This is a genomic window from Bradyrhizobium sp. 87, from assembly GCF_023073015.1.
GTDB lineage: Bacteria > Pseudomonadota > Alphaproteobacteria > Rhizobiales > Xanthobacteraceae > Bradyrhizobium > Bradyrhizobium canariense_D.
On sequence record NZ_JADPIQ010000106.1, the window covers coordinates 99,069 to 109,573 of the forward strand.

Below are 10,505 nucleotides of genomic sequence, written 5' to 3' on the forward strand. Positions count from 1 at the left end.
AGAGGCTCCCTCAATGCGCCGTTGCTTCGGAGGCGAACAGGAGATCGTGAATCTCCTTCTCCAGCCGGCCGGCACTGCCATCGTCATTGGAGACCTTGTCGACGTCGACCACCTCGGCCTTGACGCGGCCGGGATGCGGCGACAACAGCAGGATGCGGTTGCCGATGCGGATCGCTTCCGCGATCGAGTGGGTCACGAACAGCACGGTGAATTTGGTCTCGCTCCAGAGCTGGAGCAGCTCGTCCTGGCAGGTTCGCCGCGTCAGCGCGTCGAGCGCGGCGAACGGCTCGTCCATCAGTAGGATGTCGGGCTCCATTGCCATGCCGCGCGCGATCGCGACGCGCTGCTTCATGCCGCCGGAGAGCGTGTGCGGATAAGCGTCGACCACGCGGGTGAGGCCCACTTTCTCGATATAGGCCCGCGCCCGCGCATCGGCATCCTTGCGCGACAATTTTCGCGCGGTCAGCAGCGGAAACATCACGTTGGCCAGCACGCTTTTCCAAGGCAGCAGCTGGTCGAACTCTTGGAAGATCATCATGCGATCGGCGCCGGGACCGCGAATCTCGCGGTCGTTGATGGTCATGCGGCCTTCGCTCGGCGCCATGTAGCCGCCGACGGCCTTGAGCAGGGTCGACTTGCCGCAGCCGGACGGCCCGAGCAGCACGAAGCGGTCGGACCTGTCGACTGTGAAGCTGACCCGTTCGGTCGCCGTGACGACGGCGCTGGAGGTCTTGTAGCGCAGCGTCACGGAGCTGACGTCGAGCAGCGCCATCAGTTGCCCTTCAGATCGTGGGCGACGGGCAGATAATAATCAGTCCAGGCCTTGGGCTGAGTCTTCAGCGTGCCGGTCTTGAACAGATGGGCGGCGAATTTCATCGTGCCCTGCGGTTCGAGATTCCACTCCATCATGCCGGGCTCCTGGAGGAGATCGAGCAGCTCTTCCACCGAGGTCTTGTCGCCGGTGATCTCCTTGTAGATCTCGACCGCCTGTCTGGTGTCGCTGCGGATCAGATCCTGAGCTTCCTTGGTCGCATCGCGCACGGCCTGGATGATTTTCGGGTTGGCATCAGCGAACTTCGTGGTGGTGAAGAACTGCGCCTGGCTGAGCGGGCCGCCCATCACGTCAGGCGACGACAGCACGACATGCGCGCCCGGCACGTTCTTCAGCTCGAGGAAGGTGAACGGCGGAATCGAAAAATGGGTGTGCACCTCGTGCTTGGCGTTGGACAGCGCCGCATAGGCGTCGGGATGACCGAGCTGCACCGTGTTGACGTCCAGCTTCGACCATTGGTCGGGACCAAAGGCTTCGGCGGCGGCGATCTGGAGCACGATGGCCTGGGTCGAGACTTTTACGGTCGGCACGGCGATCTTGTCGTTGGGGCCGAAATCCTTGATCGACTTGATGTTGGCGTCGCGGCTGATCAGCGTCATCGGCTGCGCCGAGGTCGCGACGATGCCCTTGACGCCGCCGCGGGTGCGGTCCCACAGCAGCAGCAGATTGCCGGTGCCGGTGTTGAGGATGTCGACCCCGCCCGCGAGCAGCGCATCGGTCTGCGCACCGCCGCCGGAGAAGGTGACCCATTTGGTGGTGACGCCGGCCACCCCGAGCTGAGCGGCGTGCTTCTCGATCAGCTTCTGCTTTTCCATGATGTGGCTCGGCATGTAGAAAATGCCGGGCTGGCGAGACAGCGAGATCTCGGACTTCTGCTGCGCCTTTGCTGGCGAAGCCGTCAGCGCCGCTGCGGCGATCAGGGCGACGGCCGTGAGGCCACACTGAAATTGCTTGATCATTGTTGTTCGTTTCCTCCGGCCGCCATTGACGAGCGATCTTGCTAATGCACTAATGCATTAGTGTATCAAAGGCAAGCTGGCCGGAGCGCTTCGCATGGAACCAGCCGAACCCGCGCCCCGCGTAGCCCCCCGCCCCGGCGCGCGGCTCGACCGGGCCCGGCAGGCCGCACCGCAAGTATTCGAGCGGCTGCGCAATGCCATTCTCGCGCTCGAATTGCCGCCGGGCTCGCCGCTGTCGCGCACGGATCTCGCCGCACAATTCGGCGTCAGCTCGACGCCGATCCGCGACGCCTTGATGCGGCTCGAGGAAGAAGGGCTGGTCGACGTGTTTCCGCAGCACGCCACCGTCGTCAGCCGCGTCGACGTCGGTCGGGCCGAGCAGGCCCATTTCCTGCGCCAGGCGCTGGAGCTCGAAATCGTCCGGCTGCTCGCGCAGCAGCACGGCGAAGCCCTGGTCATACGCCTCGACCACACGATCGCGCTCCAGCAGCAATTCGCCAAGGCCGGAGACTTCGAGAGCTTCATCGCTGGCGACAATGATTTTCACGCGCAGCTTTATGCCGCGGCCGGCAAGCAGGAACTCTGGACGCTGGTGCGCAGCCGTAGCGGACATATCGACCGGCTGCGCCGGATGCATCTGCCCTCACCCGGCAAGGCCCAGAACATCGTCCGCCACCACAAGCTGATCACGCGCGCGATCGAGGCCGGCGACGCCGATGCTGCGCAACAGCATCTGCGCAAGCACCTGTCGGGCACGTTGAGCGAGCTCGACACGATCCGAAGCCACTATCCGGAATATTTGACCGACTAGGCATATGGCGCGCGGTTGTCGCGAGCGCTTGTGCACGTCACCGTGCATAAATTGACGCAACCGAGTTCGCCTTTTGCGAGCAATCTTGGGATCGATGGCGAAGTGCTTGCAGGCCAGATGCAATCCGCGCAACAATTTCAGAGTTGATGGTTTGATTTGCGGTCGCTGGGACACCCCATCCGGCCCGGGAGGATACCAGACGTGGCCAACATCCTGATCGTGGATGACGATCCGGCCGTGCAGATGACGATTCGGCTGCTCCTGGAGAGGGCCGGTCATCAAATCACCGTCGCCGGAGACGGCCGCAAGGGACTTGCGCTGTTCGAGGCCGGCCAGTTCGACCTTCTCTTTCTCGACATCTTCATGCCCGGCATGGACGGCCTGGAGACGATGCGCCACATCCGGGCGCTGCAGCCGGCGATTCCGATCGTCGTCATTTCCGGCCGTTCGTTCACGCCGGACGCCCATGCGGAGCCGGACTTCCTCAAGATGGCGACCAAGCTCGGCGCGGTGGCGAGCTTGCAGAAGCCGTTCCGGGCCGACGCGCTGCTCGCCGCGGTCGCTGGCTGCCTGGACGCGGCGCGGACGGCATCGGTGAGGAATCCGGATGTCAGCACCGGCCGCCGATGACAAGAACCTTCATTCTGTTCCAACCGAGCGCGGGCACGGCCATTCAGGAAGCGGTGCAGATTTCCCCATGACACTCGCTACGCGGCTCGCCATCGCGATGATCCTGCTGGTGGCGGTCACCGTGGCCGCAGTCGGCTGGCTCGGCTATCGCAATATCACCCAGGCCGTCATTCCGCGGGTCCTGGAACGGATTGAAGCCCAGTCGAGCCTGCTGGCCACCCATCTTGAATCCTACGTTGCCGGCGCGCGCGGCGATCTGCTCGGTTATCGCTCCGCCGCGGCCATCAACGGCCTGATCCGTGCCCACATCGGTGGAGGCCTCGACGATGTCGACGGCGTTTCCGAGCAAACCTGGCGCGAGCGCATCGCAGCCCGGCTCGCAGCCGAGATCGACGCGAAACCGAGCTACGGGCAATTTCGAATCATCGGCCTTGACGACGACCAGCGCGAGTTGGTCCGCGTCGATCGCGCCGGCCCGAACGGAACAGCACGGATCGTCCCCGACGGCGAACTGGAACGCAAGAGCGACCGAACCTACTTCCAGGAGACGATTCGATTGGCGCCGGGCGACATCTATGTTTCGCCCGTCGATCTCGCCACGCGGCAGGGAGGAACCACGGACCCTCACATTCCGACGTTGCGCGTCGCGACTCCGCTGTTCACGCCTGATAGCAAGCCGTTCGGCATCGTCATCGCCAATATCGACATGCGTCCTGCGCTCGACCGCGTCCGCTCGACCACGAGCGCAGGAGGAGAAATCTATGTCGTGAATTCGCGTGGCGACTATCTTGTCCACCCTGATCGTGCGCGGGAATTCGGTGCATTGCTTGGCAACGCCAACGATTGGCGCCGGGACTTTCCTTTCTTTGCAGCCCGGGCCGGCCTGCCGCAACGATCCACGCAGCTTACGAGCGACCAAGCGGGCCGGCCGAGTGGAGCGGCGCTCGCACCGGCACTGCTGGCCGGCAAGGAGTGGTTGGCAGTCATCGAGACGGCCCCACCATCCGTGTTCAGTAGCGTTCCGGCGGCCATTCAAAAAGCCTCCTCACTGGTCGGCCTGCTTGCTGTCCTTGCCGCAGCTTTGCTTGCGGTACTGCTGGCGCGCTCATTGACGCGGCCGATCGGGCGTCTGACCGCGGCGGTGGAAGCGATCGGCAGCGGACGGCGCGCCGAGATTCCCGTCGATGCGAGCGGAGAGACAGGCGTGCTGGCGCGGGCATTCGCGCAAATGGTCGAAGAAACGAGAGCGAAGACGACCGCGCTTGAACGCGAGATCGAGGAGCATCGCCGCACCGAGGCCGCGCGAAGCCATCATGAAGCGCGCGAGCGCTTGTTCAGCGCCGCCGTCGAATCCTCCGACGAAGCGATCGTGATGCAATCGCTCGACGCCATCATCACCGGCTGGAATGCCGCCGCCGAGCGCCTCTACGGCTATTCGGCGAATGAGGCGATCGGGAAATCCACCTCGATCATCGTCCCACCCGACCGACGCGAGCAAGGCAAGGACTATTTGCGGCGGATCGCCGGAGGTGAACCGATGGAACGGTTCGAGACGGTGCGCCTGCGCAAGGATGGCACGCCGGTCGAAATCTCACTCAGCCTGTCGCCGATCAGGGGCCCATCGGGCGAGATCGTGGGCGCCTCCGGCACCGCGCGCAGCCTGACCGAGGCGCGACGGGCCGAGCGGGCGCTGCAGCAGCAGCTCGAGGAACGGCGACAGATCTTCGAGACCTCCCAGGATCTGATCATGGTGATGGACGCGCGCGGCCACATCGCGCAGATCAGTCCGAGCAGCGAGGCCATTCTCGGCTACCGGCCGGAGGAGATGATCGGCCGCAGCGGCGCCGATTTCATTCATTCCGGCCATCTCGACCAGTCGCGCGACGAGATGCGCGCGCTCAGGCGCGGCGAGCGGCTGAAGCTCGCGGACACCCGCTGCTTCCACAAGGACGGTCGTGAGGTCTGGCTGTCCTGGCTCGGCAGCTGGTCCGACCACGCCCAGCGCTACTTCTTTGTCGGGCGCGACATGACAGAAGCGAGGCTTGCACAGGAGTCCTTGCGGGAGAGCGAACAGCTTGCGCGCAACATCGTCGAGACCTCGCTCGATGCTTTCACCCAGACGGACCACACCGGGGCCATCCTGAGTTGGAACTCGCAGGCCGAGAAGCTCTTCGGATGGACCCGTGAGGAGGCGATCGGCAAGAATGCGATTGAGCTTTTCGTCGCCCCCAGTGAGCGCGAAAGCGTCAGGGCCAGACTGAAGCTCTTTCTCGAATCCGAGCAACAATCGCTGGCTAATCCACGGCGCGAACTTTTGGTGCGGCGACGCGACGGTAAGGAGTTCAGGGCCGAGCTCAGCGTCACGGCGCTCCAGCGACGCGAAGGCGTTCTCTTCAATTCGTTCTACCGCGACCTGACCGACAAGATCGCGGCCGACGAGCGCATCCGCCAGGCCGAGAAAATGGAGGCGGTCGGCCAGCTCACCGGCGGCGTGGCGCACGACTTCAACAACATTCTCACCGTCATCACCGGAACGATCGAGATCCTGGCCGACGCGGTGGCCAACGAGCCGGAGCTCGCGGCGATCACGAAGATGATCGACGAGGCCGCCGGGCGTGGCGCCGAGCTGACGCAGCACCTGCTGGCGTTTGCGCGCAAGCAGCCGCTCCAGCCGCGCGAGATCGACGTCAACGCGCTGATCATCGACACGGCGAAATTATTGCGGCCGACGCTGGGCGAGCAGATCCATATCGAATCGGTGTTCGAGGACGAGAACTGCGTCGCGATCGTCGATCCCAGCCAGCTCACCACCGCGATCCTCAACCTCGCGCTCAATGCCCGCGATGCCATGCCGGGCGGCGGCAAGCTGATCGTGGAGACGGGCGCGGCCTATCTCGACGAGGTCTATGCCAGCGTCAACGACGTCCCGCCGGGACACTACGTGCTGATCGCCGTGAGCGACACCGGCAGCGGAATTCCCGCCAACATGCTGGCCAGGGTGTTCGACCCTTTCTTCACCTCGAAGGGACCGGGCAAGGGCACCGGACTCGGGCTTTCGATGGTCTACGGCTTCATCAAGCAGTCGGCGGGCCATATCAAGATCTACAGCGAGGAAGGCCACGGCACCACGATCAAGATGTACCTGCCGCCCGGCAAGACGCCGACGGCGGTCGGCGAGGGCGTGACGCCGGCGACCATCGAGGGCGGACACGAGACGATCCTTGTGGTCGAGGACGACCGGCTGGTGCGCGACTACGTGCTGGCACAGCTGCATTCGCTCGGCTACGTCACCTTGCAGGCTGCGAACGCCGCGGAGGCGCTCGCAATCGTCGCCGCCGGAAAACCGTTCGACCTCCTGTTCACCGACGTCATCATGCCCGGCAAGATGAACGGAAGGCAGCTCGCCGACGAACTGCAGAGAACGCGTCCCGATCTCCGGGTGCTCTACACGTCCGGCTATACCGAGAACGCGATCATCCATCACGGCCGGCTGGATTCGGGCGTTCTGCTGCTAGCGAAGCCCTATCGCAAATCGGATCTGGCGCGGGCCATCCGCAAGGCGTTGAACAGTTGATGGCGCGTCGGGTGAGAGCCCGCAGCCCGGGTGAGCGAAGCGATACCCGGGAACACCACGAGCCAGGTCCCGGAAGTCGCTTCGCTCATCCGGGCTACGAAATGTCGCCCACGGAATTTACGACGCGCGCTGCGCCGCGGTCATCACGATCCGGATCAGATCGGCGGCATTGCGCGCACCGAGCTTCTTCATGATGTTGGCGCGATGGTCCTCGATGGTGCGCGGGCTGATGCCGAGCGTGCGGCCGGCCTCCTTGTTGGAAGCGCCGGCGGCGAACTGCTCAAGCACCTCGCGCTCCCTGCGCGTCAACGGCTCGCGCCCGGGGAAATGCAGCGAGCCGAACTTCGGCGCTGCGTTCTCCGACTGCCTGCGGGCATAGGCGTCGATCGCCTCGTCGAGCCGGCCGACGATCTCGCTGCCGCGGAACGGCTTCTCGATGAAGTCGAGCGCGCCGCTCTTGATGGCCCCGACCGCCATCGCGATATCGCCCTGTCCGGAGATCATGAAGATCGGTGCCGGATAGTCCTCGCCGTGCAGCTCATTGAGAATATCGAGCCCGGACTTGCCGGGAATGTGCACGTCGAGCAGGACCGCTGCAGGTGTGCGGCTTCGCGCGACGGAGAGCAATGCTGCGCCGTCCGCAAAACAGATCACCTCATAGCCCGCCGCCTTCAACACCATCGACAAGGTGTCGCGAACGGCAGCGTCGTCGTCGACCACGAAGATTTCACCGCGAGAGCTTTGTTCGGCCATGTGCCACACATCCGGTTGGCATGAAGGACTCGCGTCCGCCCCAACCGTTATGGCGTTCGGCGCGGATTCGGCCCACCGTATTTGTACGGGACATGAACTTGACGCACAAGTAGCGGCGAGGCGCCTAATTGCAGAGGACGGAGAATATCCATGCTAATTTTGGCCGCTACCGCCTTTCGTGGCAATGCCCGAAGTCGAGAGCCGTGAGCTGATTGCGGCCGACCTTCGCGTGCTGATCTCGCAGATCGAGAGCAGCATGCGCCGGACCGCCACAGCCATGGCTCAAGAACACGGGAGCGATCCGGAAAGTTCCGCCGACGTCTTCGTGCTCGACGATGTCACACCCCGGTATGCCAGGGCGATCGCCGCGCTCGACGCCTGCCGGGCGGGCCTTGGCCACGCCCTGGAATGCCTGTCGGAGGCCAGCGGTACGCTGTAGATCGCGATCGCTGCGACGCGGCGACCGCATTCTTTCATCGCATGGCCGGCCGCGGATCAGGCGCGGTGCCGCTCCACGATCGCGTCGGTGGCGACACCGCCCCAGGTGTGGATCGCCGGCAGGCCCATCGCGGTCTTGCCGAGATTGGCGAGGCTGATGCGCAACGCGGCCAGATCCAGCGGCTTGGGCAGGCTCTGGAGCTCGATCCCGACGGAACGGGCGAAGCTGCGGGCGGCGCTGCGGCGCTTGCCGTCCATGCCGCTGACGACGATCACGGCGCCGCCAAATTTCGCCTTGGCCATCTCGCCCAGCACGTCCATGCCGTCGCCATCCTCTAGCACGAGATCGAGTGTCACGCAGTCGAAGCGCGCGGTGCGGAGTTTCTCGATCGCTTCGGCCACGGACGGCGCCACGGTGACCTCGTGGCCGGCCTGCTTGGCCGCGATCGTGATCAGGCTGCGCTGTGTGCCGTCGTCATCGACCACCAGAAGCTGAAGCGCGCGCCGCTCGGCGGCGTCGGGCAGGTTTGACGGGAGAGAGGAGAAAGAGCTTCTGGGCATTGCCGTATCCTGAGATTGAGACCGGCAATGGATACACCGTTCGCGCTTAGGCGACGTAAAGCCGCGACGGCAAATTCAGTCGGATGTTTCAGCAAATGCGAACCAACGTCGCGGAAAACGGCGACGCGACGCACGTGAAGATCACGCCGCCTCGTCACGGCCACCGACGGCCCGCTTCTTCCGGTTCTTGCCCCGCAGGAATTGAATGTCCATTTCGACGCCGTTGACGCGCACCAATTCGCAGCGGCGGTAGGCAAGGCCGGTGGACGACAGCAGCAGGAAGAACTCTTTGAGGTTCAGGCCCTGAATCGAGCCTTCCACCGTCAGGATGGCGTCGGTGTCGGAGATCGCGTTGAGCTTGCAGTCGCGGCGCCAAGTGCCGTCGATGGCCATGATGCAGACATCATAGCCGCGACTGAACGTCACGCGTTCCGCGCCTTTGCCATCCTCGGCCATGCCTATCGTCCCGCCATGACCGCTAGGCGCGGCGCTGCGCCGGCAAGAACCGGCTTGGCGGCCGCCGCGCGCGGGTCGTTCGGCTTGTAGAGACCGCGCTTCTCCGGAATCGGCCTGAACGTGTCGGTCAGTCCGACCACCGTTTCGGCCGCGCCCAGCACCAGGAAGCCGTCTCCCTCGATCTGGCGAGCCAGCCGGTTGAAGATGTTGATCTTGGTGTCCTGATCGAAATAGATCAGCACGTTGCGGCAGAAGATGACGTCGAAGGTGCCGAGCTGAGCGAAATCGTGCAGCAGATTGAGCTGCCGGTGCTGGATCATCGCCCGCAGCTCGGGATTGATCTGCCAGGTCTCGCCGATCTGCTTGAAATATTTCATCAGCATCTGGATCGGCAGTCCGCGCTGCACTTCGAACTGGCTGTAGATGCCGGCCTTGGCCTTCTCGAGCACCTCCTGCGACAGGTCGGTCGCGATGATCTCGACGCGCCAGCCAGTTAGGGCCGCACCCATCTCCTTTAGGCTCATCGCGAGCGAATAGGGCTCCTGCCCCGTGGAGCCGGCGGCGCACCAGATGCGGACGCTGCGGCGGCCGGCGCGGGCCTTGATGATCTCCGGCATGATGGTGTCGCGGAAATGATCGAACGGGACCTTGTCGCGAAAGAAGAAGGTCTCGTTGGTGGTCATCGCCTCGACCACGCTGGTGACGAGCGCGCCCGAGCCAGCGCCTTGCAGCTTCTGCACGAGCTCGCCGATGCCGGAGATCCCGGCCTTGCGCGCCAGCGGCAACAGCCGGCTTTCAATCAGATATTGCTTGTCTGCGGACAGATCGAGCCCGGAATGATCCCTCAGGAACTTACGCAGATAATCATACTCGGTCGGGGTCACGGATAGGCCTCTCGGAAGCTGTACTGGGAACACTCTGGCTGGAACACTCCGCCAGACACTCAGACCATGGCTTGTCCGACCGGAATCAAGCCGACTTCTGCGAATTTGTCGGCGATGATGTCTTTATCGAAGGGCTTCATGATGTACTCGTTGGCGCCGCCGCTGAGCGCCTGAGCGATATGAGCCACGTTATTTTCGGTGGTGCAGAATACAACCTTGGGCTGGTCGCCGCCCGGCAGGCGGCGCATGTGGCCCATGAACTCGAAGCCGTCCATCACCGGCATGTTCCAGTCCAGCAGCACCGCGTCGGGCAGCTTGCGCTGACAGACCTCGAGCGCCTTGGAGCCGTCCTCGGCCTCCGTGACTTCGAATTGCAGGCCTTCCAGGATCCGGCGTGCGATCTTGCGCACGACGCTGGAATCATCGACCACCAAGCACGTCTTCATTTGGGTTCTCCGGCTTCGATGTTTTTGGGGCTCACGCAGCCATTTGCACTTCGGTTTTGAGTTCGAGGACGCGATCGACGTCGAGGACGACCATGAGCTGGCCGTCGAGACGGTGGACACCGCCGGCGAGCTTGGCCATGCGGGGGTCGAGATTGACGGGG

Annotated in this window: 11 protein-coding genes and 1 pseudogene; 4 read left to right on the top strand and 8 right to left on the bottom strand. The window is 64.1% G+C overall.

The window, feature by feature from the left end; all coding sequences use genetic code 11:
* Positions 1 to 10: 10 nt before the first annotated feature.
* Both IVB50_RS27215 and IVB50_RS27220 read right to left on the bottom strand, forming a co-directional pair.
* Positions 11 to 772: an ABC transporter ATP-binding protein gene (locus IVB50_RS27215; RefSeq protein WP_018456628.1), complete on the bottom strand. Its 762-nt coding sequence runs from the start codon at positions 770 to 772 to the stop codon at positions 11 to 13.
* On the bottom strand, positions 772 to 1,791 hold the full coding sequence (locus IVB50_RS27220) for an ABC transporter substrate-binding protein (RefSeq protein ID WP_018456629.1): 1,020 nt from the start codon (positions 1,789 to 1,791) through the stop codon (positions 772 to 774). Before IVB50_RS27220 ends, IVB50_RS27215 begins: the two co-directional genes overlap by 1 nt.
* Before the next feature lie 94 nt (positions 1,792 to 1,885).
* Here IVB50_RS27220 and IVB50_RS27225 point away from each other — a divergent pair, with 94 nt between their 5' ends.
* From IVB50_RS27225 to IVB50_RS27235, 3 genes are all read left to right on the top strand, one after another.
* Positions 1,886 to 2,602 (top strand): GntR family transcriptional regulator, encoded by a 717-nt coding sequence (locus IVB50_RS27225; RefSeq protein WP_018456630.1) that lies wholly within the window; start codon positions 1,886 to 1,888, stop codon positions 2,600 to 2,602.
* Positions 2,603 to 2,803: 201 nt separating this feature from the next.
* Positions 2,804 to 3,232, top strand: coding sequence for a response regulator (locus tag IVB50_RS27230; RefSeq protein ID WP_018456631.1), 429 nt, complete (start codon positions 2,804 to 2,806; stop codon positions 3,230 to 3,232).
* On the top strand, positions 3,210 to 6,806 hold the full coding sequence (locus IVB50_RS27235) for a PAS domain S-box protein (protein WP_247298157.1): 3,597 nt from the start codon (positions 3,210 to 3,212) through the stop codon (positions 6,804 to 6,806). The genes IVB50_RS27230 and IVB50_RS27235 overlap by 23 nt, the downstream gene beginning before the upstream one ends.
* A 117-nt stretch (positions 6,807 to 6,923) precedes the next feature.
* Here IVB50_RS27235 and IVB50_RS27240 read toward each other — a convergent pair whose 3' ends face one another.
* Positions 6,924 to 7,559, bottom strand: coding sequence for a response regulator (locus IVB50_RS27240; RefSeq protein WP_018456633.1), 636 nt, complete (start codon positions 7,557 to 7,559; stop codon positions 6,924 to 6,926).
* A 184-nt stretch (positions 7,560 to 7,743) separates the two neighbouring features.
* Here IVB50_RS27240 and IVB50_RS27245 point away from each other — a divergent pair, with 184 nt between their 5' ends.
* A complete protein-coding gene (locus IVB50_RS27245) occupies positions 7,744 to 7,998 on the top strand; it encodes a hypothetical protein (RefSeq protein ID WP_018456634.1) in 255 nt (84 codons plus the stop codon).
* Between the two features lie 56 nt (positions 7,999 to 8,054).
* On the opposite strand, the gene IVB50_RS27250 is transcribed toward IVB50_RS27245, so the two are convergent.
* The 5 genes and pseudogenes from IVB50_RS27250 to IVB50_RS27270 form a co-directional block, all read right to left on the bottom strand.
* Positions 8,055 to 8,558: a response regulator gene (locus IVB50_RS27250; RefSeq protein ID WP_018456635.1), complete on the bottom strand. Its 504-nt coding sequence runs from the start codon at positions 8,556 to 8,558 to the stop codon at positions 8,055 to 8,057.
* A 141-nt stretch (positions 8,559 to 8,699) separates the two neighbouring features.
* Complete coding sequence (locus tag IVB50_RS27255) at positions 8,700 to 9,014, bottom strand: hypothetical protein (protein ID WP_018456636.1); 315 nt, start codon at positions 9,012 to 9,014, stop codon at positions 8,700 to 8,702.
* Between the two features lie 2 nt (positions 9,015 to 9,016).
* Entirely contained in the window at positions 9,017 to 9,898 is an 882-nt protein-coding gene (locus IVB50_RS27260) for a protein-glutamate O-methyltransferase CheR (protein WP_018456637.1), read from the bottom strand.
* Between the two features lie 59 nt (positions 9,899 to 9,957).
* Positions 9,958 to 10,344, bottom strand: a complete 387-nt coding sequence (locus IVB50_RS27265; RefSeq protein WP_018456638.1) for a response regulator — start codon at positions 10,342 to 10,344, stop codon at positions 9,958 to 9,960.
* 31 nt (positions 10,345 to 10,375) lie between these two features.
* Positions 10,376 to 10,505, bottom strand: a pseudogene (locus tag IVB50_RS27270) (chemotaxis protein CheW); the annotation flags it as partial.

What these genes read in the sequence shown, in the direction of transcription:
- IVB50_RS27250 (WP_018456635.1), bottom strand. Translation starts at nt 8,558, where the DNA reads ATGCCCAGAAGCTCTTTCTCCTCTCTCCCGTCAAACCTGCCCGACGCC.
- IVB50_RS27235 (WP_247298157.1), top strand. Translation starts at nt 3,210, where the DNA reads ATGTCAGCACCGGCCGCCGATGACAAGAACCTTCATTCTGTTCCAACC.
- IVB50_RS27245 (WP_018456634.1), top strand. Translation starts at nt 7,744, where the DNA reads ATGCCCGAAGTCGAGAGCCGTGAGCTGATTGCGGCCGACCTTCGCGTG.
- IVB50_RS27265 (WP_018456638.1), bottom strand. Translation starts at nt 10,344, where the DNA reads ATGAAGACGTGCTTGGTGGTCGATGATTCCAGCGTCGTGCGCAAGATC.
- IVB50_RS27255 (WP_018456636.1), bottom strand. Translation starts at nt 9,014, where the DNA reads ATGGCCGAGGATGGCAAAGGCGCGGAACGCGTGACGTTCAGTCGCGGC.
- IVB50_RS27220 (WP_018456629.1), bottom strand. Translation starts at nt 1,791, where the DNA reads ATGATCAAGCAATTTCAGTGTGGCCTCACGGCCGTCGCCCTGATCGCC.
- IVB50_RS27225 (WP_018456630.1), top strand. Translation starts at nt 1,886, where the DNA reads ATGGAACCAGCCGAACCCGCGCCCCGCGTAGCCCCCCGCCCCGGCGCG.
- IVB50_RS27240 (WP_018456633.1), bottom strand. Translation starts at nt 7,559, where the DNA reads ATGGCCGAACAAAGCTCTCGCGGTGAAATCTTCGTGGTCGACGACGAC.
- IVB50_RS27215 (WP_018456628.1), bottom strand. Translation starts at nt 772, where the DNA reads ATGGCGCTGCTCGACGTCAGCTCCGTGACGCTGCGCTACAAGACCTCC.